Source organism: Flavobacterium ginsengiterrae (assembly GCF_039539785.1).
Classification (GTDB): domain Bacteria; phylum Bacteroidota; class Bacteroidia; order Flavobacteriales; family Flavobacteriaceae; genus Flavobacterium; species Flavobacterium ginsengiterrae.
The window spans coordinates 77267-103769 of sequence record NZ_BAABDU010000011.1; the positions used below are offsets into that span (position 1 = coordinate 77267).

General features: G+C 35.9%; 15 protein-coding genes. 10 read left to right on the forward strand and 5 right to left on the reverse strand.

Annotated features, from left to right (window positions below; all coding sequences use genetic code 11):
* Positions 1–169: 169 nt before the first annotated feature.
* From uxuA to ABD859_RS22955, 3 genes are all read right to left on the reverse strand, one after another.
* Positions 170–1354 carry a mannonate dehydratase gene (uxuA, locus tag ABD859_RS22945; RefSeq protein WP_345147129.1) on the reverse strand — a complete coding sequence of 395 codons (1185 nt, stop codon included), beginning with the start codon at positions 1352–1354 and terminating at the stop codon, positions 170–172.
* Between the two features lie 129 nt (positions 1355–1483).
* Complete coding sequence (locus ABD859_RS22950) at positions 1484–2296, reverse strand: SDR family oxidoreductase (RefSeq protein ID WP_345147130.1); 813 nt, start codon at positions 2294–2296, stop codon at positions 1484–1486.
* A 143-nt stretch (positions 2297–2439) separates the two neighbouring features.
* A complete protein-coding gene (locus ABD859_RS22955) occupies positions 2440–2889 on the reverse strand; it encodes a NanQ anomerase/TabA/YiaL family protein (protein WP_345147131.1) in 450 nt (149 codons plus the stop codon).
* Positions 2890–3107: 218 nt separating this feature from the next.
* Between ABD859_RS22955 and ABD859_RS22960 the strand changes: the two genes are divergently transcribed.
* Positions 3108–4115, forward strand: coding sequence for a LacI family DNA-binding transcriptional regulator (locus tag ABD859_RS22960; protein ID WP_345147433.1), 1008 nt, complete (start codon positions 3108–3110; stop codon positions 4113–4115).
* A 272-nt stretch (positions 4116–4387) separates the two neighbouring features.
* Here the strand turns inward: ABD859_RS22960 and ABD859_RS22965 are convergent, their stop codons facing one another.
* The gene (locus tag ABD859_RS22965) at positions 4388–5551 is read right to left on the reverse strand and encodes a DUF4861 family protein (RefSeq protein ID WP_345147132.1); all 1164 of its coding nucleotides are present in this window, start codon (positions 5549–5551) and stop codon (positions 4388–4390) included.
* Between the two features lie 176 nt (positions 5552–5727).
* Here ABD859_RS22965 and ABD859_RS22970 point away from each other — a divergent pair, with 176 nt between their 5' ends.
* From ABD859_RS22970 to ABD859_RS23010, 9 genes are all read left to right on the forward strand, one after another.
* A complete protein-coding gene (locus tag ABD859_RS22970) occupies positions 5728–6648 on the forward strand; it encodes a hypothetical protein (protein WP_345147133.1) in 921 nt (306 codons plus the stop codon).
* 64 nt (positions 6649–6712) lie between these two features.
* Entirely contained in the window at positions 6713–7210 is a 498-nt protein-coding gene (locus ABD859_RS22975) for an NUDIX hydrolase (protein WP_345147134.1), read from the forward strand.
* Between the two features lie 47 nt (positions 7211–7257).
* The gene (locus tag ABD859_RS22980; protein WP_345147135.1) at positions 7258–7896 is read left to right on the forward strand and encodes an HAD family hydrolase; all 639 of its coding nucleotides are present in this window, start codon (positions 7258–7260) and stop codon (positions 7894–7896) included.
* 306 nt (positions 7897–8202) lie between these two features.
* Positions 8203–11133 (forward strand): triple tyrosine motif-containing protein, encoded by a 2931-nt coding sequence (locus ABD859_RS22985; RefSeq protein ID WP_345147136.1) that lies wholly within the window; start codon positions 8203–8205, stop codon positions 11131–11133.
* A gap of 217 nt (positions 11134–11350) precedes the next feature.
* Positions 11351–15304: a family 16 glycosylhydrolase gene (locus ABD859_RS22990; protein ID WP_345147138.1), complete on the forward strand. Its 3954-nt coding sequence runs from the start codon at positions 11351–11353 to the stop codon at positions 15302–15304.
* 173 nt (positions 15305–15477) lie between these two features.
* Positions 15478–18132, forward strand: coding sequence for a beta-1,3-glucanase family protein (locus ABD859_RS22995; protein ID WP_345147140.1), 2655 nt, complete (start codon positions 15478–15480; stop codon positions 18130–18132).
* Between the two features lie 165 nt (positions 18133–18297).
* Positions 18298–19935: a glycosyl hydrolase family 18 protein gene (locus ABD859_RS23000; RefSeq protein WP_345147141.1), complete on the forward strand. Its 1638-nt coding sequence runs from the start codon at positions 18298–18300 to the stop codon at positions 19933–19935.
* A gap of 151 nt (positions 19936–20086) precedes the next feature.
* Positions 20087–22960, forward strand: coding sequence for a carbohydrate-binding protein (locus ABD859_RS23005; RefSeq protein WP_345147142.1), 2874 nt, complete (start codon positions 20087–20089; stop codon positions 22958–22960).
* 214 nt (positions 22961–23174) lie between these two features.
* Entirely contained in the window at positions 23175–25106 is a 1932-nt protein-coding gene (locus ABD859_RS23010) for a metallophosphoesterase (protein WP_345147143.1), read from the forward strand.
* A 167-nt stretch (positions 25107–25273) separates the two neighbouring features.
* On the opposite strand, the gene ABD859_RS23015 is transcribed toward ABD859_RS23010, so the two are convergent.
* Positions 25274–26332: a phosphatidylinositol-specific phospholipase C1-like protein gene (locus ABD859_RS23015; protein ID WP_345147144.1), complete on the reverse strand. Its 1059-nt coding sequence runs from the start codon at positions 26330–26332 to the stop codon at positions 25274–25276.
* Positions 26333–26503 lie beyond the last annotated feature (171 nt).

The window sequence follows — 26503 nt, forward strand, 5'->3', positions numbered from 1 at the left end:
CGTTCCGCGAACTAAATCGCCAATCTTTGTCGAATTACTTGTGTGTCCTTCGACTTCGCTCAGGATGACAAACTAGAGTTAAAAAACTTTGCGCCTCTGCGACTTTGCGAGATTAAAACAAATTACTTTAAAAAATCTTAGTGCCTTAGCGTCTTAACGGCAAAAACCTTTATAAAGATCGCTTAATTCCCAATTCAAGTCCGCGTAGTTCTGCTAAACCTCTTAAACGGCCGATTGCAGAATACCCCGGATTTGTTTTTTTCTTTAAATCATCCAGCATTTGGTGTCCGTGATCGGGACGCATTGGTAATTGGCTGTTGTTTCTTTTTTCTACTTCCAAAATGGCTTTTACCACTTCGTACATATCAACATCGCCTTCAAGATGATTCGCTTCGTAGAAACTTCCTTCTTCGTCGCGCTGCGTGCTTCTTAAGTGAATGAAATTCATTTTATCACCATGACGTCTTACGATTCCGGGTAAATCATTATCAGCGCGCACACCGTATGAACCCGTACACATTGTAAATCCGTTTGATGGAGAAGGAGCCGCGTTCATTAATTCGATCAAATCTTCTTCGGTGCTTACCACTCTCGGCAAACCTAAAATTGGATAAGGCGGATCGTCTGGGTGAATCGCCATTAAAACGCCTTTACTTTCGGCAACTGGAATAATTTCTTTTAAAAAGTGAAAAAGATTATCCTTTAAAGCCTGTCTGTCAATATGGTTGTAAGCGCTTAACGTTACTAGGAAATCTTCAACTGTGTATGCTTCTTCAGCGCCAGGAAGTCCAGCTAAAATATTTCGCTGTAATTGAATTTTATCTTCTTCTGTTAATTTCTCAAAATACGCTTTTGCTTTTTGAGTCTGTTCTTCAGAATATTCTTTTTCTGCGCCCGGTCTTTTTAAAATGAATAATTCAAAAGCAGCGAAAGCATTAATGTCAAAACGCAGTGCTTTTGAACCGTCTTCAACGGTGTATGATAAATCAGTTCTTGACCAGTCTAAAACAGGCATGAAATTATAACACACACATTTAATCCCGCATAAAGCCAAATTTCTGATGCTTTCTTTGTAGTTTTCAATGTATTGAAGATAATTTCCAGTCTGTTTTTTAATGTCTTCGTGAACGGGAATACTTTCTACAACCGACCAGATTAAACCAGAAGCGCCTTTTTTAGGATCGCCGTCTTCATGTTCGATTTCAACTTTTCGTTTAATAATTTCATCGATTGTCCAAACTTGTCCGTTTGGAATATGGTGTAAAGCTGTTACTATTCCGGTTGCTCCGGTTTGTTTGATATCTTGTAAAGAAACAGGATCATTTGGTCCGAACCATCTTAATGTTTGTTCCATTTTTTATGTTTTTATGTCCTGCAAGGTTTTCAAAACCTTGTAGGTCTGATTTTAAAGTTTTGTAATTCTAAATACCTGCAAGGTTTTGTCCCGAAGCTTCGGGATTGCAGGAGAGATCGCAACTAAATATTATATACTTGTAGCAGCAAAACCGCCGTCTACTTTTAATATAGTTCCCGTTACGAATTTTGACATGTCGCTGCATAAAAATAAAAGCGCACCGTCAATATCTTCTGGAGTTCCGAATCTTCCCATTGGTGTGTGATCAATGATTTTTTCGCCTCTTGGCGTTAATTTTCCTTCTGGAGTTAATAATAAAGCACGGTTTTGTTCTCCAATGAAAAATCCTGGAGAAATAGCGTTTACACGAATTCCTTCTCCATATTTTGAAGCCAGTTCAACCGCCATCCATTGTGTGAAGTTATCAATTGCCGCTTTTGAAGCCGAATATCCTACAACTCTAGTTAATGGTCTTTGTGCCGATGCTGATGAAATATTAATGATATTTCCTGATTTCTGTTTCGCAAAAAGTTCCGCAAAAACCTGAGTTGGAAGCATAGTTCCAATAATATTCAAGTCGATAACTTTTTGTAAGTCATCGCTTTTCATATCATAAACTGCTTGGTCTGGCTGAATTGTTGCTCCCGGCATATTTCCTCCTGCAGCATTAATCAAGATATCAAGACGTCCGTATTTTTCAGCGATAAAATCTCTTGCTTTTTCTACTTCTTCTTTGTTTAAAACATTCGCCTGAACCGCAAAACCTTTTCCACCGTTTGCTTCAATGTCTTTTACAGTATTTTCTGCTTTTTCAAGTGACTGCGAAACGATTCCCACAATTACGTCTTGCTGTGCTAAAACGTTTGCAAATCGGCTTCCTAATACACCTGCACCGCCTGTGATTAATGCAATTTTTCCTTTTAAATTAAATATTGAATCCATTTATAATTTTTAAATTTTCAATATTTTAAATTCCTTCCGAAGTTTCGGGACCAATCTGGAATCTAAAATACGGTTATGGTTAGTTTATTATTATAAGTTTTAATTGTGATTTAGAATTTCAAAAAATGAGACTTAATCCAACTTTATATTTTTACTTTAAAAACGAGTTTTTTCAAAAAACCTTCGCCAATCATCGCCGCGTGTACATCTTCGGGAAATAAAATGGCAAATTGTTTTTCCTGTAGTTCAAAAAACATATCGGGTTTATCGTGAAAAAAACGAACGTCTTTTTCGTCACTGTAATCGCCGTTTGGGCTTACGCATTTTTCTCTTGGTTTCCATGCAAAAGTTTCAGGTCCTTGTATGGAAATTTGAATGTCAATGTTTTTGTCGTGGCATTCAAAACCTTTAATGCTTTCTTCTCTCGAATTTCCATCGCCGTGAATCACAATTAACTTTAAACCTTCGTTGATTTCTATAACGCCTGCTTCAAGATTAGCAATATCAGTTTGGGATGTATATTCAAAAGCCTTTTGAAAATTTGGATGCAGACCGTAATATTTTGCTGCATTATGCAATGAGTCTATTATCATTTTGTATACTGTATTTTAATTTTCGATATAAAATAAAACTAAAAAAATCTTGTCATTTTTATAATATGTGTAATTTTACGTGTACGCACACGGTATTTTACAAATGTATGTAAATTGTAATGTAAAACAACTTATTTTTGCTAAAAAAAAATAATTCTTACAAACAGAACTTTTATTATTTTAACTAAAAAAGAATCAATATCATAACGATCAAAAAAATTGCGGAACTGGCCAATGTTTCTCCGGGAACTGTTGACAGGATTATTCATAACCGTGGTCAGGCCGCGCAGGAAACTGTAGATAAAGTCAATGCTATAATTGAAAAGTTTGGTTATAAGCGAAATATTCTGGCAAGTAATCTGGCTTTGAATAAGAAATTTCATTTTGCAGTTTTTCTTCCTAAGTCTGAAACGCTGGAATATTGGCAGAGTCAGGTGGAAGGAATTGAAAAGGCTGCAGCAGAGTTTGGCAAATTTGGGATTGTGTTGGATTACTTTTACTACGATTATAATTTGTCTTCTTTTAAAGAATCGATGCAGAAAGTAATGAATTTTGACTGCGACGGATTATTGTTTGCGCCTGTTTTTTATGAAGATTCTGTTCAGTTTTTAAAAGAATATGATCAGAAAAATACTCCGGTAGTAATGATCGATTCGAATATTTCTGAAGAAAACGCTCATGCTTATGTGGGACAGGATGCTTTTCAGAGTGGTTATCTTGCGGGAAGATTAATCAGTTTTGCTGTGAAAAATGAAAGGCAGGTTTTGGTTTTTAAAATCGCAAGAGAAATTGAAAGTACTTCGGTTTATTTACAGCGTATAAAAGGATTTTATTCGTATTTTAAAGATCATGATGAACTTACAAATTTTAAGTTTTCTGAGGTTACAATAAAAGATTCTGGTATCGATAAACTTAATATGGAAATGTTTTCTGGAATAAGCAGCGTTTTTGTGCCCAATTCTCGTGCCTATATTGTGGCCGAATTTTTAGAAAAAAACAATATAAAAGGTGTTCGAATTATTGGTTTTGATTTACTTAAAGAAAATATAGAATATCTCAACAAAGGTGTAATTGATTTTTTAATTAACCAAAGACCTGAACAACAAGGGTATTTAGGAATTAACTATCTCTATAAAAAATTGGTTTTGCAGGAAACTGTAGAAAAAATCCAATATATTCCTTTGGAAATTATTTTGAAGGAGAATTATTTTCCTGCTAAGCGATAAAGTTAATTTGCTGCAAAGGCGTTAAGACGCGAAGTTTTTTTTAAATCTCGCAAAGTCGCAGAGGCGCAAAGTTTTTATTTAAAGTCTAGTTTGTCATCCTGACGAAGGAAGGATCTTCGCAAGTAACCCTACAAAGATTGGAGATTTTGATTGCGGAGCTACTTGCGGAGCTACCTCGTTCCTCGGAATGACAAAAAGTGAGAATTAAGATCTACAAAAAACTTAAAAATAAGAACTTTGCGTCTCTGCGACTTTGCGAGATTTAAAAAAAACTATTTCTTAACTTTTACAACCAAAGGGTTATTAACTTTTTGAGCAAAGTCACTTAAATACTTTTCCCATTCTTGTTTAGTCTGAAACGGACTTCCTTTTTTCCATCCAAAACCAACATAATAAATAGCTTTATTGTTTTTAACAGCAATATTTCCGTAAAGATTGCTAAGATCTTTTTCTTCTGTAACATGATTATCAAAACTAGTTAAAGAACCTTTTGGCGCCACAAGTCCAATTCCAATTTCAGAATCGTCGATAGGTTCCCAATAGCTTAACCAGCCTTCTTTTAGATTGGTGCCAATTGTTCCTTTTTTCTCGTGAAGTGTTAATCCGGCGGCGATTTCTTTTGTTCCTGTAATATTGATTTCAAAGCGGGAAAGCTGACTTCCGTAATCCAAACTGATTAATTTCGATTCCGTTATTTTATTTCCTTTTGCATCCCAATCCGCATATGTAAGAATAAAACTCGTTCTGATTGGACCAGTCGTAATGGTTTTCCAGCTGATGAAATTTTTCGAGAAATAATATTTTCCGTCTACTTTTATGGCAATTCCGCCCACGCCGCGACTGTCGCCTACATGAAAATTATCCAGACCTTCGCCAGTATCTTTATGGTACGTTCCGGTTCCGTTTGTGGCTTTTTCGTACCATTTATTAATAATTGGATAATCGACTCTTTTTAGCCACGCATCGATTCCGCTTGTTAATGTTCCGCCTGGAATTTTATCTTCAACCATTTTTTGAGCAACCGGACCGTAAGTTCTAAAAGCGACTTTGTTGTTTTCCCACGCATAATCGTCTGTACGTTCTGGTACAAAGCGCGAATAACAATTCGCAACTTTTGAAGCCGAAGGATTTGTTCCGACTAAAACTTCAAAATCCTGTTTTGATGACGCTTTTATTTTTGGCTGAAATAACAAAACATCGGCTGTTCCGTCGCCGTCATTATCTACGGTTTGAATTTCAAGAAATGTATTATTTTCTTTAATGGCATAATCTTCTAGTTTTGATGATTCTGGTAAACCCAAAGATTTTTTAGTTAATTCGATTGTTTCAAATTCGCGGTCAACTTTTAAATTATTGCTGACAGTTATAACTTTATTTTGAGACTGAACTGTAAAGCTTCCAGCCAGAATTACGATGGATAAAAGGTGTTTTTTCATTTTTTAAATTACGGCTTTTTTTTATTTCATAAAAATACAAATCTGATACAGTACAGAAATACATAAAAGGTATAATTGTGTACAAAATGCTGATAATGAATTTTATATAAAATATTTTTTTAAGTCGTATTAATTCTTTTCCTACTTTTAATAATTCATAAAATCATTGTAAGGGTATGAAAAAGAGATATGTAACGATTTTGGTTTTGTTTTTGGCTTTTCTCGATTTGCAAAGTCAAGTTGAAAATATAAATGAAGTTAAAGAAAAACTGACAGTAATTAACAATCAGATTTCTGAATCATTTTTGCATAACGATTCTAATATCATTATGAAGTATTATGATGAAAAAGAACCAGTATGCATGCCAGAATATCACAATGCATTGTACACCAAACAAGATATAAAATCCTATTATGAGCAATGGCTTTCGAATTTTAAAATTAACGATTACAAACGCAGTATTTATGAAGTACAACTTATTGAAAATTATGTTGTAGAAATCGGAACTTTTAATGTAAATGCTGTCGGGAAAAGTGATGTTTCATTGGCTTATGAAGGAAAATATATGAATGTTTGGAAAGCCCTTAAAAACAAAAAACTGGTTTTAGTATCGGAGATTTGGGGAGCAGATAAAGCAATTGATGGTTCTCAATTTTTAGTCATTAAAACCAATAGTATTAAGATCCCAAAATCTAAAATAAATCAATCTATAGAAGAGGAAATATACAAACGAAACGAGCGAATTGCCGAACTTGTAAAAAATCGAGAGGGAGAAAAACATGCTGCTGAATTTTTTACAAAAGATGCCATTTATTTAACTTATGATACTCCAATGCTGATAGGTATGGATAATATAAAACCCTATTTTGTTGAACACGAAAAACCAAATGGTGTTTCTATCGATTCTTTGTCTATTAAAGCAAGCAGAATAATTCCGTTGAAAAATTATAGTATTGAATACGGTTATTATTTTGTTGATGTTTCCTGGGATAATAAAAAAGGAAAAGCATCGGTTTCGGGAAAAAGTGTAAATCTGTGGAAAAGAGATGAAAATGGAATATTGATGCTGTATCGTCAGATGGTAAATCATAATTAAAAAGAATATTTCAAAAAGTATTGCGATATTTATAGAATGTATTTTGAAAAATAATAACAACTTTATGAAACAGAGCGCCGGAATTTTAGCTTATAAATTTGTCGATAAAACAATTTTCTTTCTTTTAGTTCATCCGGGCGGACCGTTTTGGAAAAACAAAGATTTAGAAAGCTGGTCGATCCCAAAAGGAGAATTTACAGAGGAAGAAGATCCGCTGGAAGCCGCTATACGCGAATTTAAAGAAGAAACCGGTTTTGAGGTCGATGGCGATTTTATTAAGCTGGAATATGTCAAACTCAAGTCAGGTAAAACGGTACATGCATGGGCCGTAGAGTTTGATCTTGACCAAACTTTAATTAAGAGTAATAATTTTGAAATGGAATGGCCTCCTAAATCTGGAAAACTTCAAAGTTTTCCTGAAATTGATCGTGCCGAATGGTTTCAATCGGCGGAAGCCATAAAGAAAATAAATCCTGCACAAGCCGATTTTATTGTTCTAAAATCTCTTCTTCACTTTAAAAATACCCAGTTTTACAAGATATTTTTGTATTTTACATTTTGATTTTCTGACTTCATAGATCAGATGAGGAAAAAATGTAAAATAGAATTATGGATATAAAATGTATAATTTTCGATTGTGACGGGGTTTTAGTCGACACAGAAAAAATCGGAAACGGAATATTATTGGCAATGGCTCAGAAACATGGTTTTGAAATGGTATTAGAAGATGCTTATCGCTATTTTAACGGCCGTAGTTTAAAAGATTGCTTTCGTCATATTGAGGAAGCCATTGATCAAAAATTACCAGAAAGTTTTGAAAATGAATATCGTGAGAAAAGTTTTGAAGCTTTTAAAACACATGTAAAACCTATGGAAGGCGTTGAAGATTTTATCAATAAATTAAAAATTCCGTATTGTGTGGCTTCGAGCGGACCCGTTGAGAAAATTCGTTTGAATCTGGAGGTGTCAGGTTTGCTGGATAAATTTGAAGGTAAAATATTTAGTTCGTACCAAATTGGCAGCTGGAAACCCGAACCAGGAATATTTCTTCATGCTGCCAAAGAAATGGGTTTTGATGTTCAAGACTGTATTGTGGTTGAAGACAGCAAGGCTGGAGTAAAAGCTGGAATTAGCGGCGGATTTAAAGTTTATGGTCTTGTAAACGGTTTTAATAATGAAGATTTAGAAGAAGAAGGAGCAGTGCTTTTTAGTTCTTATGATGAATTAAGTAAGCTGCTTAAACTGTAAAATGGACTTCAACTTCGCTTCGCCTGACACGCCTGATTTCGGAATTTGTTTTTTAAAATTGGAATTTCATAACCTAATTGTCATTTTGACTAATTCTTAATTTAAAATGTAATTTGTTGCATTAAAATTATATTTCATATATTTGATTTTATACATTCGTTTTTTTAATTGCTTATTGTTATTAAATTAGTAATGAGTAGTTGATGTATGAGAATGTTTTTTGCCTAAAAAATAATCTTCCCAAAGGATTATTTTTTAAAGCTGTGATTTCCCAAAATTGCAGTATAACCTACAGACAGAAACAAAATGACGAAATTTATAATTAGACTTTTAGTTCTATCATTATTACTTTTTTCTCCGGTTGTTACTTCCCAGATAAAAAAAATTGGAGTTCCGTTTATTACCAGTTACAGCCCAAAAATGTATAAGGCCGCTTCTGAAAACTGGGATGTTATTCAGGACTCTAAAGGCATGATGTTTTTTGCTAATCATTTTGGTATTATGCAGTTTGACGGCGTTCGCTGGAGTATTGTAACACAGCCTGAAAACCGCAGTATGGTTCGTTCGCTTGCTATAGACAAAAACGACAAAATGTATGTAGGCGCGCAGGGCGATTTTGGGTATGTAATTCAGTTGTCAAACGGTCAGTATCAGTATACTTCTTTAGTGAAATTACTGCCGGATTCGGCACGAAATTTTGGCGATGTACAGCATACGGTTATTAGAAATAATGAAGTTATTTTTTTCTCTCATGAAGGAATTTTTATCTTCAAGAATAATAAAATCAAGGTTTTAAAGACAAAATCTAATTTCGACGATTTTTTCGAAGCAGGAAATGAAATTTATGTTTCTGATAATGAAAAAGGTTTGTTGCAGTTAAAAAACGATGCATTAGTTTCATTTTCAAATGGAGAAAAGTTTGCCGGAATGAAAATCAGAAAGATTTTTAAAACAGAAAAAGGACTTTTATTATTTACTCAAAAAGATGGACTTTTCTTGTATGCTCAAAATCAAATAAAACCTTTTGTAACAGAAGTTGATTATATAGTAAAACAAAATCAAATTTCGGCTGGAATCCAATTTTCTGATGGATATTTTGGAATTGGAACACGTCAGTCCGGGTTGATAGTTATAGATAGTGCCGGACATTTGATTCAGCATATTAATAAACAAACCGGACTGCAAAATGATTACGTCACGAGTTTTAAAGTCGACAGAGAAGGCAATTTATGGGTAATGCTGAAAGAAGGAATTTCGCTTATTCAGATTTCTTCGCCTTTATCCAGAATTCTCGACGTTTCAAATTCTGAAACAAAAATATACTGCAGTCAGATTTATCAAAATAAATTATACATCGCGACCGATAATGGTTTGTTCTGGCTGGACTGGCAGGCGTACAAAAATGGAAAACGCGACAATATTCACTTTCAGCATATTTCAGGAATGTCTGAAAATGTGTGGAATATTGGGATTTTTGGAAATTCACTTTTAGCTTTTGAAAAGAACGGAATATTTGAAATTTCTGGAAATTCGGCAAAACTACTGGCAAAAACAGATGGCGCCTGGCAGGGAATTTTAGTTCCTAATCGTTCGGATTTACTCCTTGTTGGCGGTTATACAGGATTGTATCTTTTAAAAAATATAAATGGTTCATGGGTATATCAGCATAAATTAAAAGGTTTTGAAGAAAGCAGCCGCGTAATAGAAACTGATGCAAATAATGCCATTTGGATAGCTCACGGTTATAAAGGCATTTTTAAAATTAAGCTGAACAAAACGTTTGATGCTGTTTCTGAAGTTCAGTTTTATAATCAGAAAAATGGATTTCCTTCGAGTTTGTTTCTCAATACATTTAAGATTGATAATCAAATTCTTTTTGGAACAACAAAAGGGATTTACAAACAGAATCCTGCTTCAAAGAAAATGGTTCCTGATCCTGTTTTTAAAAAATATCTGGGGCTCGAAAATCATATTCGTCTTTTAAAACCGGACAATCAGGATAACATTTGGTACATTTCTGGAGAAAATACTGGTAAAATGACCCGTAAAGCAAAAGATAGTTTTAGTGTTGAAGAACTGCCTTTTAGAAAGCTTCGCTATTTATATATTCCAGGTTTTGAAAATATTCAGACAACAAACAGCGGTGATGTTTTTTTTGGTACTCAGGATGGTTTAATTCATTACAATTCAGTTAAAAACAAGAAATACAAAACCAAATTTAAAGCTGTAATTTCTGAAGTAAAATGCATTATTCCAAAAGACAGTCTGCTGTTTTCAAGCCGATATGATGTGCTTCCAAACAAAAACGGATCGGCTAAAGATAAATTTTCTGTCGTACTGCCGTATGAAAATAATGCACTGCATTTTTCTTTTGCTTCGCTTTTTTATGATGAAGCCGAAGCCACTAAATATGAATACTGGCTTGAAGGTTTTGAGCCAAAATGGTCAGACTGCAGCCTTCAGACCGAAAAAGAATATACCAATTTGCCAGAAAATGAATATGTTTTTCATGTAAGAGCAAAAAATATTTATGATGTAGTTAGTGAAGAAGCTGTTTTTCGTTTTGAAGTTTTACCGCCTTGGTACAGAACAATATGGGCTTACATTTTGTATTTTTTACTCTACAGCGTGGTGATTTATTTAATTATTAAGTACCAAAAAACACTAGCAGGAAGGCAGCGTCAGCAGTTAATTCAGAATCAGGAAAAAGAACTCCTTAGAAGCCGTGCAGAACTTAACGAACAGAAGCTGACTCTGGAACAGGAAAATATGGCTATTATGCGGGAAAATCTTGAAGCAACTATTAATTTAAAAAATGCAAAAGTGGCTTCAAGTACGGTGAATCTTATTCATTTAAATGAAATTTTGCTTTCGATAAAAGATCTTATCAGCCAGATTGATAAGAAAAACGAACCGAATGTAAACTTTAGTCTGTTAACCAAAATCAACAAATTAATTGATCACGAATTACAGGGAGATAAGCAATGGAATGAGTTTGAGGAGATTTTTAATCAGCTTCATGATAACTTTATGCAGAGGCTGAAACAAACTTATCCGGAATTAACGCCACGCGATATGCGATTGTGTGCTTATTTGCGAATGAATTTCAATACAAAAGAAATTGCACCGCTTTTAGGAATTTCTGTAAGAGGTGTAGAAGATACAAGATACCGAATTCGTAAAAAATTGCAGCTTCCTTCTGATACCAACATAACAGAATTCATTCTTAATTTTTAGTTTTTTATTACAAAGTAAAATCTTAGGTAGTTTTACGGTTTTTGAGGGCTGTTTATTACAATTTTTTATAAACACCGTAGTCAAACCGTAGCCAAAAATGTAAGTCTAGCCTGATTTATTTGTTAATATTGTCGGATTATTACCAAAATAATGACCTCGTTTCTGCAAAAGCAGGTTTTTACACTGGAATAGACTTTACTAACAAAAAACTAAAAAAATGAATCAAAATGACTCTTTTTTCGGCCGACCACCGAAAGACAATTTTTATTATTTTAAACTATTAGCCGTGGCCGTATTTCTATTACTGCCATTTTTAAAAATTCAGGCACAATGCAGAACATTGGTTTGGTCTGATGAGTTTAACGGAACTACAGTAGACTTAACGAAATGGCAGAGTATTTCTGGAAATGGCTGTCCTTCGCTTTGCGGATTTGGAAATGCCGAGGCACAGCGTTACGATCCTAATCAGGCTACAATTGTCAAAGAAGGAACAAACAGCTATTTGAACATTGAGGCTAAATATCAGCCTACGTCACAATTTCCGGATCAGCCGTATGCTTCTTCAAAATTAACTACAGAAGGAAAATATTCGCTTAAATACGGAAGAGTAGAAGCCCGTATGAAACTGTCGAACGGACAGGGCGCGTGGCCGGCTTTCTGGATGCTTCCGGTAAACGGAAACTGGCCATACACAGGTGAGATTGATATTATGGAAGCTAAACACAGAAATCCAAAGTCTGTGGATGGTACAATACATTATGACGGAAACGGATATCATTTTACAGGAAGAAGCTATAGTTCGCCAACAGATTTATCAACAGATTTTCACGTTTATGCGGTAGAATGGGGACCAAATTTTATTAAATGGTTTGTAGATGATGTTTTGTTTCATACAGCAACACCTAATACTACTGTAAACGGCGGATGGCCTTTTAATGACAGTCAGTTTTATATTATACTAAATTTAGCTGTTGGTAGCGCAGGAACACCTTACACAAGTGTAAACGGGGCAGGAGTACCGCCAATTCCGGCTGATTTCCCGGCAAAACTACAAGTAGATTATGTTCGTGTTTACGACGGAAGTTATAAATACGGTGTTGCAGGAGATACAAAAGTATATCAAAATGAAAGCGGTAAAACGTATTCTATAAATGCTGTTGCAGGAGCATCATATAATTGGACAGTTCCTGCGGGAGCTTCAATCACTTCAGGACAGGGAACTAATGCAGTTACTGTAAACTGGGGAACAACTGGTGGCGATGTTTCGGTAACTACGACAGTTTCGGGCTGTGCAGCCAATACGTATAAACTGGCTGTTAAAACAGAAGCGCCAATTCCGGTAGAAAGAATTTATGAAGATTTTCAGTCAAACCGAAATGTCGTGTACGGACTTAAAACGGGAGTTTTAACAGAAGCTGTGGCGAATCCGTCAGCAACGGGAATTAATACTTCGGCTTTGGTTGGAAGATACGTTCGTAATTCATCTGAACTTTATGATGTATTCAATATTAAAAACGTAGTAATCAGTAATGCCAATGATTACGTTTACGGAAGAAAAAGAATTTCTTTTGATTTGTATACTTCGGCACCTGTTGGAACCAAAATTTCGATGCAGTTAGAAAACAGTAATGTTACAACGGCAACGAATTATCCGTCAGGAAGACACAGCGGTTATAAAGCGGTTACAACGGTTCAGAATAAATGGGAAACGATCGAATTTGAATTCGAAAAAATAATCGACCCAAATACAAGTGCTTTAACAATTAATAATGTGGTTTTCCTTTTTGAATCGAATTCAAACTCAGGAGCAACTTATTATTTTGATAACCTGCTTACAAGAGCAGAAACAGAAAAACCAATTGTTGCCACAGATGTTTTGCAGAATTATGACGGCATCAATAAAATTATAAAAGGAACTACAACAGGAACATATTCTGTAGTAGCAAATCCGGGATCAAACTCTGTTAACTCGTCTGCAAATGTGGCGAAATATGTTCGAAATGTTACAGAACAGTATGATGTGCTTTTCTTTAACACGCAGGCGACTATTGAAGATGCAGGTTTATTTAAAAGTCAGACCAATAAAATTATGATCGATGTGTATACAACGGCTCCGGTTGGAACGGTTGTAAGCATGAATTTTGAAAACAGCGCGACTTCGCTTCCTGCAAATTATCCAACAGGAAGAAACAGTAATTATGTGGCGATTACAACGAAACAAAATCAATGGGAAACGCTGACTTTTTACTACAATTCAAGTCCAGATGCCGGAACTTCGAATCTTGCTGTAAACCAAATGGTTTTATTATTTAATTCAGGTTCTTATACAAACGATACATACTATTTTGATAATATCAGAATTGGATCGACTAAACTTCCGGATACATTTACACCGGGCGTAGTTTATGAAGATTATCAAAACACACATAATATCAGTTTTAGAGATGCTATTGGAACTTACACGGCAAATACGCCAAATCCCAGCGCATCTGGAATTAATACATCTTCAAATGTTGGAAAATACGTTCGTAAGTCAACAGAAATGTATGATAACTTTTCATTCAACACGAGTTTAACCAATATTGGTGATTTTAAAGCCGGAACTAAAAAGTTCGCTATGGATGTTTATACATCGGCTCCGGTTGGATCTATAATTTCTTGGCAGGCAGAGAGCAGTGCTTCGGTTCCGTCTAATTATCCTGTTGGAAGACACAGTATTTATCAGGGCGTTGTAAAACAAACGAATACATGGCATACGATTACGTTTACGTATGTAAGCACGCCGGATGCTTCAACTTCTGATAATGAAGTAAACCGTTTTGTTTTCTTGTTTGAACCGGGAACTAATTCTGGAAACACATATTATTTTGACAATATCAGAGCTTTAAATTTAGTTTCTACAGAAACTCCGGCAGGATTGCCTGCGCCTTGGATCAGTACAGATTTAGGAGCAGTAACGCCAGCGGGAGAAGCGGCACATTCTAACGGAACTTTTACCATAAAAGGTGCCGGAAATGATATTTGGGAAACCAGCGATCAGTTTCAATATGTTTATCAGCCTGTTACCGGCGATGCCGAAATTATTGCAAAAGTAAGTTCGTTAACGAATACCAATACTTATGCTAAAGCAGGAGTAATGTTCCGTGAAACCTTGACACCAACTTCTAAGCATGCAATGACTACGATTACAGCTGCAGCAGGAGTAGAATTTTTGTCAAGAGATGCAGTTTCGGCAGCAACGATTCAGCAAGGAGCCGCGGGAACTTTCCCAAAATGGCTGCGTACTGTAAGATCAGGAAATACCTTTACATCTTACACATCAGATAACGGTACAACATGGACTCAGGTTGGTACAGCAAGAACCATAACTATGGGCAGTACTATTTATGTAGGTATGGCTGTAACATCACACAATAATGGAACTTTAGCAACGGGAGTTTTCAGCGATGTTATTGTTCGAAATATTACACCAAATCCAAATGTAAATCTGGCTCTTTCTAAAACGGCAACTGCTTCTACAGAAGAAAATCCAACACTTTCTGCCGGCAAAGCTACAGATGGCGATGCAACAGGAACAAGATGGGCAAGTTCTTTTGCCAATGCAACAGAATGGATTTATGTTGATTTGGGAAGTAATTACAATCTTAATCGTGTAGTACTGAAATGGGAAGCTGCTTATGCAACGCAATATAAAGTACAGCTTTCGACTGATAATGTTTTCACAGAAAATGAAACCATAAACACACAAACAGCTTCTGACGGCGGAACAGATGATTTAACAGTAAGCGGCACAGGAAGATACCTGCGTATTTTATGTACAGCAAAAGCGCTGGCTCCATACGGTTATTCATTATATGAAATCGAAGCTTACGGATCAGCTTCAACGGCTAAAAAAGTAAACAGCGCTGTTGAAGAAACTCAGGCAGAAAATACAGTTTTTGCAGTATATCCAAATCCTGCTGTTAATTATATTCAGCTTTCATTACCTGAAAAATTAGACAATAAAATCATTTCGATTTATGATAATTCAGGAACATTAATTCTTCAGAATACACCTGAAGCAGATGCGAGCGAAAGTGTAATTGATATCAGCAGACTGACAAAAGGAATTTATATTTTGAATTTCAAATCAGATCAAAAAAGCTGGACTAAAAAGCTTATTAAGCAATAATTTTTAAAATCCGTTGGGTGTAATTCATTTTAAAGTAACCCCCAATTCAAAAAGCTGGAATAAAATTTAAAAGGATAGCACCACGAATTGCACCTGACGGATTATTAAAGTCATTTTTTTAAAAATGACATTGGTTTAGAATCTATTTATGTAACCCCCAAAATTATTTAGATATGAAAAAAAATAAACTTCAAAGATTATCCATTTTGACAATACTCTTTCTAGTATTTTCAAGCTTAATGCACGGTCAGGGACCAGTTCCTTTTACCATTGCCAATAATTCAACTTTCGCCGACAGCGATTTATATGTGGCTATTGTCGGGATCGATTATACAACCGGAAACCACGTTTGGGTAAATGCCAAAACAAGTCAGGTTTTACCAATGAATGCTTCTTACAATACGGTTACAGGACCAACTTACGGCGGTAATACAGGACCTGGGCAAAACTCAAAATACGCAGCTTGTTTTACCAAGCTGAGTGAAATTCCAAACAAAACTTTCACTTTACCTTTAATCGCAGGATGCCGCGTTTTTATTTCTAAAGGTTCGCAATTGTATTTCTACTTTTTTGGAGCTAACGGAGCACCTTCTGGATATGCATCGCCAAATCCGCAGAATGCTACCGACCCAAATCAGGGAATTTTATATGAAATGATCGAGTTAACTAACAATCAGTATGGTTTCTTTGGAAACCCAACTCGTGTAGATTCGTATAAGTACCCAATGGGATTGGAGCTTTTTGGAGCCGGAGGTTACCAAAAGAAAGTGGGAGATTTAAAAAAACATGCTGATATCGTAGCCGCTTTTAAAGCCAATGTTCCTGTAGAATTTCAAGGCTGCGTAAACGATGCAACAGGAGAAATTACAGCGCCATCTAAAACTCCGGCTTATGCTCCGGGATCTGGACAATATGCTAATTATTTAAAATCATATATCGATGCAATCTGGAATAAATACAAAAACGAAGATTTAATTTTTTATGCTGGAGACGCAGGTGTTTTTAAAGGAAGAGTTATTGGTGAACAACTGGAAATGGTTGGCCAATCCGGAGGTTTTGTTGGAAGAACAGGTCGTGTTCAAAATCGTCCTACAACGCAGGAAGCATTAGAAGGGAAAGGAGTTTTGGACAGAAGATTAGTTGACGGAGATCTGGATCTTGTAATTCAGGCTCAGTTAACCGCAGCTATAAACCGTCATGTTGTAAATACAACAACTGCAAATCCGGGACAGCAAAACTGGTACGATTCATCTAAATACTATCAGGTAAACCCAACAAACCATTATTCTAAATTCTGGCATTTACCGGGAATTAATATTGATAATCTGGCTTACGGATTTGCTTATGATGATGTTGCAGATCAGTCGCCATCGCTTCATTCGCCTCAGCCAACAAAAGTTATCGCTACTTTCGGAGGATATTATGGAATACTTAATCCTTCAGTTCCGGCTACTACAGATGTAATTACAGTTTATAAAGACTGTAACTACGCAGGATTTTCAGGCGGATTAACAATTGGTGATTATAATTTGGCACGTTTAAATTCTTTAGGTGTTCTAAATGATGATATTTCGTCACTAAAAGTGGCGCAGGGTTACAAAGCAATTTTATATATGGATGATAATTTTACAGGAACTTCAACTGTAATTACTTCTGATAATTCTTGTTTGAATACAACCTGGAATGACAAAGTAAGTTCTATCAGAATTCTTCCTAACGGTGTTACAACTTTAGGTAACCAGACTTTCTTCCTTCAAAACAGAAACAGTAATTTGTATATGGATGTTTGGAATGCAAGTATGTCAAATGGTGCAGGAATCAATCAAGGTGGTTTGACTTCTGGAAATAACCAGAAATTTACTTTCACACACTTAGGCGATGGAATGTATAAAATTATTGCAAACCACAGCGGTATGTCTATGGATATCAATAATTTCAACAAAGCAAACGGTGCAAGAGTAGAACAATATCCATACAATGCTACAACAAACCAGCAGTTTATTTTGGTAGATGCAGGAAGTGGATTCTACAAAATTGTGGCTCGTCACAGCGGCAGAATTGTTGAGGTTGCTGGAGCAAGTACAGCTTCGGGAGCCATTGTACAACAGTGGGATAATAACAATCAGACTTGCGGACAATGGAAGCTGGTTCCAGCGACTTCTTCTCAAACTTCAGTTTTAATTCAGGCAGAAGATTACTCAGCAATGAGCGGTATTCAGGTTGAAGCGACCACAGATACTGGCGGAGGTTCAAATGTAGGTTACACAGAAACTGGTGATTGGTTAGCGTATAACAGCATTAATTTTCCAACAACAGGTTCTTATTTAATTGAGTACCGAGTTGCAAGTGCTTCAGGCGGCGTACTTTCTTCAGATTTGAATGCCGGTGCTATTGTTTTAGGAAATGTAACTGTTCCAAATACCGGCGGATGGCAGAACTGGCAGACGGTTTCTCAGACTGTAAATGTAAATGCAGGAACATACAATTTCGGAATTTATATTCAGACTACCGGTATGAACATCAACTGGATTAAAATTACAAAAGTAGGTGCAGGCGCAGCAGCTAAAACGGCTTCTGTTGAAACAGCGGCTGAAGAACCAGAAGCTTCTGTTTTAAATGTATATCCAAGTCCTGCCGAAAATACGCTTTTTGTTACAACTGCGGTTAGCAGCGAAAAAGTAAGTATTGTAGACCAGACAGGAACTGTTGTTTCTCAGCAAAAAATAAACAACAACACTATTGATGTTTCGCGATTAAGAACCGGAATTTATTTTGTGGTTTTTGAAAACAATGGCACAAAAACGATAAAGCGTTTTATTAAAAAATAATTGCAGCGTGTAGATTTTAGATTGGTTTGCAATGACTTGTAAATCAATCTAAAATTTATTCCGATAACCATAAGGAGTAAATCTAAAATCTGCATTCTAAAATTTAAAATTCAAGAATACCGTCCCCCTTATTTACGAATTTATTAATCTATTAAAACAATTATTATGAAAGACAATTACAAAAGAATGTCGGCAAAATGGATTCTCATTTTAGTATTGGGTATTTTTAATTATTCGGTTGCTCAGAAAAAAGTAATCGCGTACGTTCCTAACTGGGTTGATTTAAACTCCTTTGCGAGTACCATTCAGTACAGTAAATTAACGCACATTAATATTGCGTTTGAAAATCCGGATGCTAATGGTTACCTGAGTTTTAATTCAGGAAATAATGCTATTATCAATACTGCACATGCTAATAATGTAAAAGTTTTTGTTTCTCTTGGAGGAGGAGCAATTTCTGAAGGCGGAGCCATTCGCGACAATTATTTCAACTTAATAACCCCTGCAAACAGAACAGCTTTTGTTCAGAAAATCTACGATTATGTAGTAGCACATAATTTTGACGGTGTCGATGTAGATTTAGAGGGTCCGGCCATTAACGGCGATTACGGCGGATTTGTTATTGCTTTGGCCAATAAGCTTCATGCTAATGGAAAATTAATTACAGCAGCGCTTTCAGAAGGATATGGTGGTGCAAATGTACCTTCATCTACTTTTGCAGCTTATGACTGGATTAATATCATGGCGTATGATGCAACTGGACCTTGGGCACCGGGAAATCCTGGACAACACTCTCCGTACAGCATGGCCGTAAATCAGTTTAATTACTGGACAGGACGCGGATTACCGGCAAGTAAAGCAGTTATTGGAGTTCCGTTTTATGGTTACGGATTTGGAGCTTCTGCAAATCAGGGAATTTCGTATGCAAATATCGTAGCGCAATATCCGGGAGCAGAAAATCAGGATCAGGTTGCAAATACGATTTATTATAACGGAATCCCAACTATTAAACAAAAAACAACTTTTGCAATTCAAAACGCAGCCGGAGTTATGATCTGGGAATTATCTCAGGATGCAACAGGTTCAAAATCATTGCTTACTGCTATCGATCAGGTTGTAAAAGGAAGCAATCCTCCAACAGGAACCGGAACTTTAATTCAGGCAGAAAATTACAATACGATGAGTGGTGTACAAACTGAACCAACAACAGATACTGGCGGAGGTTTAAATGTAGGTTACTGCGATACAGGAGACTGGATGGCGTATTACAATGTTAATTTCCCAACTTCTGGAAATTATGTAATTGAATACCGTGTGGCAAGTGCCGTTACAGGCGGAAGATTATCATCTGACCTAAATGCAGGAACGATTCAGCTTGGAGCGATAAATGTGCCAAATACTGGAGGATGGCAAAACTGGCAGACAATTACGCAAACTGTAAACGTAAATGCCGGAACATATAACTTCGGAATATATGTTCAGAACACAGGATTTAATATCAACTGGTTTAGAATCACAAAAGCCGCTTCTGGTTTAGCGGCAAAATCAGCTGCTCCGGCAGAAACTCCTTCGGATATTGCAAGCGTTACAATTTATCCAAATCCAACACAAGAAACTATTTTCTTTAGTTCAGAAGTTTCCGGAGCAGACGTAAGCGTTATCAATTCTGAAGGCGGTGCAACTGTTTCATCACAAACAGTAAACAACAACAGCATTGATGTTTCAAATTTAAAAAGCGGTATCTATTTTATTTCATTAGAGAAAAACGGAATTAAAACCGTGAGACGCTTTATTAAAAAATAAGTTTTTAACCGCAAGGATGCAAAGAAAAACCGCAAGGTTCGCAAAGCTTTTAAATTCTTTTAAAATCTTTGCGAACCTTGCGTAAAGCCTTAGCGTGCTTTGCGGTTACTATTTCATCGCTTATATCGTAACCCTTTTTACCCCCAATTATATGAAAAACAATTACAGATTTAGTCTGAGTCTGCTCGTATTTTTAATTTTTGGAAGCTTTGCATTTGCGCAGACTTCATTAGGATCGAGTAAGACTTTTATGAGCACTTTAAAGAAAGAACTGACCAATTCAACAGCTTCAAAAAGTGCAGAAAAAACATTTTTATTACAAGCGGCGAATTCTAAAAGTTTTAATGCCAAAATAAACTACAAAGAATCAGATGCTGCAAGCGAGTTTATAATCGGCGAAATTAAGAACATCGCAGAATCATCTTTTTACATCAGAGTAAAAGACAAATCATTAGAAGGTCATATTATTCTAAAAAAAACAAAAGAAGCCTACAAATATTTTTCTGATATGCAGGGAAATGCTTTTGTAGAAAAAGTCGACATTAATACCTTAGTCTGCATCGATTATAAAAATGTACCAACAAAAGACAATACTGCAAGTAAAACTGCAGCTGCGCCGGAAATTGGTCAGGCTTTACTAAATCTGCAGAGTCTGCCGGGAGCTGCAGGCTGTATAATGCTCGATTTTGACGGTTATTATATGCCGGCAGGAAATCTTTGGAATAACGGAAACGCTATAAATGCGGCAGCTTCAGGTATGAACGATGCAGCGGTACAGCAGCATTGGGAAGTAGTTTCAGAAGACTATCGTCCGTTTAACGTAAACGTTACCACAAACGAAGCCGTTTTTAATTCTTATCCAAAAAACAGAAGAATGCGCGTTGTAGTTACGCCAACCAATACTGCGGCTCCGGGAGCGGGCGGGGTAGCTTACATAGGTTCTTTTAACTGGGATAATGATGTGCCTTGCTGGGTATTTATTACATCTGGAAAATCAGGTGGTGATGCTTCTTCTCACGAAGTTGGTCATACTTTTGATCTTGGACATGACGGACGCACAAGCCCTGCCGAAGATTATTTCTTAGGTTTAGACGGAACTTCTTGGGCGCCTATTATGGGAGCAGGTTACTACAGACCTGTTGTACAATGGAGTAAAGGTGAATACAATAATGCTAACAACAAACAGGATGATGTTGCCATTATTGCCAGCGCTAAATTTGGAGTGGGTTACCGCGGAGATGATTACGGAAATACGATCGCTTCTGCAGCAACTTTAGATTATAATGCAAGCGGACAGATTAATCAAAAAAATGGAATCATTTCAAGCGAAGCTGATTATGATTTCTTCTCTTTTACAACTGGAGGAGGAAATGTTTCTATAAACGCCAACACAGTTTCGAGAGACGGAAATCTTCACCTTCTAATCAGATTATATAATTCAGCAGGAGCAGAAATGGGAACGTACTGGAATTCAGATCCATTTGCTTTAAATGCTTCTATGAATGTTAATTTGGCAGCTGGTAAATATTATATTGGAGTTGACGGAACAGGAGCAGGAAATGCCGGAAGCGGCGGTTATTCGGCTTACGGTTCTATCGGAAGTTATTCAATTACCGGAACAATTCCTCCGGGAGGCAATATTGCTTCTTCTACAGATGTGATTACAGTTTATAAAGACTGTAACTACACAGGATTCTCAGGCGGATTAACAATTGGAGATTACAATCTGGCTCGTTTAAATTCACTTGGAGTTTTAAATGATGATATTTCTTCGTTGAGAATCACACAGGGTTATCAGGCAATTTTATATCAGGATGATAATTTTACAGGAGCTTCAACGGTAATTAATTCTGATAATTCATGTTTAAACACAACATGGAATGATAAAGTAAGTTCTATTAGAGTTATTGCAAACGGAACAACAACTTTAGGAAACCAGACTTTCTTCCTTCAAAACAGAAACAGTGGTTTGTATATGGATGTTTGGTCGGCAAGTATGTCAAACGGAGCCGGAATTAATCAGGGTGGTTTGACTTCCGGAAACAATCAGAAATTTACGTTTACGCATTTAGGAGACGGAATGTATAAAATTATTGCCAACCACAGCGGTCAGTCAATGGACGTTAATGGATTCAATAAAGCAAATGGTACGCGTGTTGAACAATATCCGTATAACGGAACTACAAATCAGCAGTTTATCTTAGTTTCTACAGGAGACGGATTCTATAAAATTGTGGCACGTCATAGCGGCAGAATTGTTGAGGTTGCGGGCGCAAGTACAGCTTCTGGAGCGATTGTACAGCAATGGGACAATAACAACCAGACTTGCGGACAGTGGAAACTGATTGCCACTACAACATCGCAGACATCCACCTTAATTCAGGCAGAAGATTACTCAGCAATGAGCGGTATTCAGGTAGAACCAACTACAGATACTGGCGGAGGTTCTAATGTAGGTTATACTGAAACAGGTGACTGGCTGGCGTATAATAATATTAATTTCCCAACTACAGGTTCATATTTAATTGAATACAGAGTTGCAAGTGCTTCTGGTGGCAGATTATCATCTGATTTGAATGGCGGTACCATAATTTTAGGAAATGTTGATATTCCAAACACTGGCGGATGGCAGAACTGGCAGACGGTTACACAGACTGTAAACGTAAATGCAGGAACATACAATTTCGGAATCTATATTCAGAATACCGGAATGAATATCAACTGGATTAGAATTACCAAAGTTGGAAATGCAGCGCCTTCTGCAGCGGTTTCAGCAATTTCTGCCGAAGAACAAACTGAAGAGAATATTTTAAATATTTATCCAAATCCGGTTTCAGATGTATTGTCGTTTACAACAAATGTAACAGGAGGAAAAATCAATATTATAGATTCTCAGGGAGCCATTATTGGATCTCAAAAAGCTGAAGAAAACAGTTTGAATGTTTCGAATTTAAAACAAGGAATTTATTTTCTGGTTTTAGAAAAAGAAGGTAAAAGAACAATAAAACGTTTTATAAAGAAATAAAAATTAACCCATTTGCCATAATGGTTTTAATGCATTAAATTTTTTGGTTTTTAATGTAATGAAAAGGCTGTCAGAGATGACGGCCTTTTTTAATGAATTATTTGAAAAAACGCAGCGTTTTTGTAGTTAAAAAACAATCATTCCATAACAATGGCATAAACTCCTTTTAGCTTTAAATCAATAAAATTGCTGCATATTAAAAGCTTTATGCCCAATGAATTCAAAATATACTCCACTCTATATATTATCTTTTTTTATTTTTTTCAACAATACAATTTATGCCCAAAAAAACAAGAATTTAAACGGTGTTCAGGTTGCTTTTTTATCAGATGTGCACCTTCAGGATTTGTTTGGCACGTTATCTGATAATGATTTTAAAGGTGTTTTGAATACCAAAACCGGAAAATATGCGTTAATAAGAACGATGGCCTCGCAGTTGCATTCGACGAGAATTTTCAATGAAAATTATTTTGCCTTCATCGCAGCGCTGGAAGATATTGCTAAAAGAAAGATAAAATACGTGGCACTTCCTGGCGATTATACAGATGACGGACAGCCGATACACGTGCGCGGATTGAAGAAGATTTTAGATCAGTATCAGAAAAAATATGGTATTGAATTTTTTATAACTACCGGAAATCATGATCCGGTTGGACCATTTGCACAAGAATCGGGTAAAGAAGATTTTTTAGGTAAAGAAGGAAAAAGCCAACCCATTTTTAGCAAAGACGGCATGTATAAGCCTAACATGAATATCGAACAGCCAGTTGTAGTAACAGCCGATATTGCTAAAATGGGTTATTTAGGCATAACAAATGACCTTAAAGATTTTGGTTTTTATCCCAATAAAAAGTACAAGTTCTGGGCAACTCCTTTCAGTACTTACAATTCACAAACTTACAATTACAAAAAAGCTGTCGAAGCTTCACAATTAACCAACAGGGTTTACAATGTTGCACCCGGTTTTGAAGTTCCGGACGTAAGTTATGTTGTAGAGCCAATCGACGGATTATGGCTTATGGCAATCGACGGGAATGTTTATATTCCGAAGAAAACTGACGGTGATCCTAAAGATTCTAAAAATTATTCTGAAGCCAGCACAGGATATAATAATGTACTTTCCAACAAAAAACATCTTATAAAATGGGTTCAGGATATTTCGGCGGAAGCAAAACTTAGAGGAAAAACTCTCGTTGCTTTCAGTCACTTTCCTATGATTGATTTTAATGACGATGCTTCTTCAGAAATAAAAGAACTTTTAGGACCAAACAAATGGCAGTTAAACCGTGTTCCTGTTGAAGAAGTTGCGCAGGTTTTTGCCGATGCAGGTTTAAAAATCCACTTTGGCGGACACATGCACATTAACGATACAGGAGTTCGTACCACACAAAAAGGCAATACTTTAGTTAATATTCAGACGCCTTCGCTGGCGGCTTATATTCCGGCTTATAAGTTGCTAACGATTAAAAAAGATAATCTTATAGATATTCAAACCATAACGATCAATAACGTTCCGGGATTTGACGAACTTTTTGATTTGTATAAAATGGAATATCAGTTTCTGGAAAGCCAAAATGATAAAGATATTTGGAATATCGATATTTTGAAAACCAAAAGTTATCATGATTTTACTGATTTCCATTTAAAAGAATTAGTTCGTCTTCGCTTTCTAAAAGACGACTGGCCGTCTGCTTTTAAAGATTTTATTCTGAATGTTTCTGCGAAAGATTTATTGGTTCTGTCGAATATAAAATCAGATAAGGATTTTGATTTTATTCTGAAAAATAAATCACAGTTTCAAAAAGAATGGAATGAAGCCGAAACAGAATCGGAACAAATTTTAACGCGGAACAATCTTAAAAAAGAAGATTTCAACTGGACAGGAAATGATCTTTTAATCGATTTTTACCGTTTTAGAAGTGCCGATGAACTGGCTCTTGCAGATGTTGGCATTCAAAGAGCAAAAGAATATAAAATCCTTTCAAATTTGTTTTTAGAAGGTTCTAAAGCCAATTTTTCAAAAGATACACCACTGCAAAAACAAATGAAATTATTCCTGATAATCTTCAATAAATTCATGCACGAAGTTCCGGCAGATCATTTTACAGTTGATTTGAAGAATGGGGAAGTTAAGGATTTGAAATAAAGTTTTCAGGTTTAACCGCAAAGATCGCTGAGGTTTACGCAAGGCACACAAAGTTTTTTTATTTTTTAAATTGCTCGCAAAGACGCGAAGACGCAAAGAATATTAAAAACTTTGCGTCTTCGCGTCTTTGCGAGATTAAAAAAACTTTGCGTGCCTTGCGGTTAAAACTAAAAACCGTTAACCGGATTAACTCTCACATAAGTCCCGTCATCATATTTAATTTGATAAGGAGAATTAAAAAAAGTACTCGGCAGATAATAATCAGTTGTAATAATTTGAGCACCTGATTTCTTTGCGGCTTCAAAATGCGAATAATCATTGGCACGGGCTTCTTTGGTGTCAGAATCGGCTCTGGTTCTTATAATATAGCCTTTTTTAACCAAATCTTCAATCTGTGGATCTTCAGAGTTATTTCTAAATAACCACGCAGCTTCCGGTTTTCCTGGTTCGGCATTTATAAAAACGGCGCGTCCTTTTAAGGACGGATGATTTAATGCGTACAAATCTCTTTTTGCGCCGTTGTTATCTAACAAAAACAAGAACTTTCCTTTTGCATTTTTCAGCGTTGGCCAGTTATTATTCAAAACTGCTTCTTCAAGTGTTTTGTATTTTCCTCGAACCATGTCGGGCGTAATTAATTTATCTTTTCCAAGATTTTTATGGATTACTTTATCCATTTCATCAAAAACGGCAGCGGTAAAATCTTCCGGTTTGGTGCCGAAGAAATTAGCATCGCCGTCTTTTGGTTCCAGCGTAATAAAAACCGGAATGTGATCAGGATTGGCATCAGACCATTTTTTTAATTCCTGAAGACAGATTTCGAAAGTATAACACGAGGTTCTAAAATCAATATCAGGCATGTGGAAAACCTTAAAACCCGGTTTTTTCATTAAACCGTCAGGATCATACGCTTCTTCTGGTTTTACAACATCTAAACCTTTTGGGTGAGCGTATTTTCCGCCTTTAGCGTCAGCAAAAATGTCAATTTCCAGATTTCGTAATCCTTTGTTTAATTGTTCTGTAATGCCAATATGGGTGTATTGTAAACCCTTTAGCGAACGAGTGGTATCTTTTGCCTGAATCAGATTGTATAAATCTTTTTCGATAGCGTGGCGGTAACTGTTGTGCGAACCGATAACTTGTATTTGGTTGATTTTTAGATTATCATTTTGTGCGTGGCCTACTTGTATCCCGGCAAAAAATAATGCAAACAAAATTTGTTTCATGATTTAATGAAATTTGAATGTGTGAATTAAGATTGCGCAGCAAAAGAGAATTGCTTTTTTAGAGTAATACTAAAGTAAAATTACGATTTATTTTTTGTGTTAGCTAAACGAAAAGAAATCGAAAAACTATTGTCATTTTCTGTTCAAAATAGTAGTATTTCTACATCAAAA

What these genes read in the sequence shown, in the direction of transcription:
- ABD859_RS22965 (WP_345147132.1), bottom strand. Translation starts at nt 5,551, where the DNA reads ATGAAAAAACACCTTTTATCCATCGTAATTCTGGCTGGAAGCTTTACA.
- ABD859_RS22980 (WP_345147135.1), top strand. Translation starts at nt 7,258, where the DNA reads ATGGATATAAAATGTATAATTTTCGATTGTGACGGGGTTTTAGTCGAC.
- ABD859_RS22990 (WP_345147138.1), top strand. Translation starts at nt 11,351, where the DNA reads ATGAATCAAAATGACTCTTTTTTCGGCCGACCACCGAAAGACAATTTT.
- ABD859_RS23010 (WP_345147143.1), top strand. Translation starts at nt 23,175, where the DNA reads ATGAATTCAAAATATACTCCACTCTATATATTATCTTTTTTTATTTTT.
- ABD859_RS23005 (WP_345147142.1), top strand. Translation starts at nt 20,087, where the DNA reads ATGAAAAACAATTACAGATTTAGTCTGAGTCTGCTCGTATTTTTAATT.
- ABD859_RS22985 (WP_345147136.1), top strand. Translation starts at nt 8,203, where the DNA reads ATGACGAAATTTATAATTAGACTTTTAGTTCTATCATTATTACTTTTT.
- ABD859_RS22950 (WP_345147130.1), bottom strand. Translation starts at nt 2,296, where the DNA reads ATGGATTCAATATTTAATTTAAAAGGAAAAATTGCATTAATCACAGGC.
- ABD859_RS22995 (WP_345147140.1), top strand. Translation starts at nt 15,478, where the DNA reads ATGAAAAAAAATAAACTTCAAAGATTATCCATTTTGACAATACTCTTT.
- ABD859_RS22970 (WP_345147133.1), top strand. Translation starts at nt 5,728, where the DNA reads ATGAAAAAGAGATATGTAACGATTTTGGTTTTGTTTTTGGCTTTTCTC.
- ABD859_RS23000 (WP_345147141.1), top strand. Translation starts at nt 18,298, where the DNA reads ATGAAAGACAATTACAAAAGAATGTCGGCAAAATGGATTCTCATTTTA.
- ABD859_RS22975 (WP_345147134.1), top strand. Translation starts at nt 6,713, where the DNA reads ATGAAACAGAGCGCCGGAATTTTAGCTTATAAATTTGTCGATAAAACA.
- uxuA (WP_345147129.1), bottom strand. Translation starts at nt 1,354, where the DNA reads ATGGAACAAACATTAAGATGGTTCGGACCAAATGATCCTGTTTCTTTA.
- ABD859_RS23015 (WP_345147144.1), bottom strand. Translation starts at nt 26,332, where the DNA reads ATGAAACAAATTTTGTTTGCATTATTTTTTGCCGGGATACAAGTAGGC.
- ABD859_RS22955 (WP_345147131.1), bottom strand. Translation starts at nt 2,889, where the DNA reads ATGATAATAGACTCATTGCATAATGCAGCAAAATATTACGGTCTGCAT.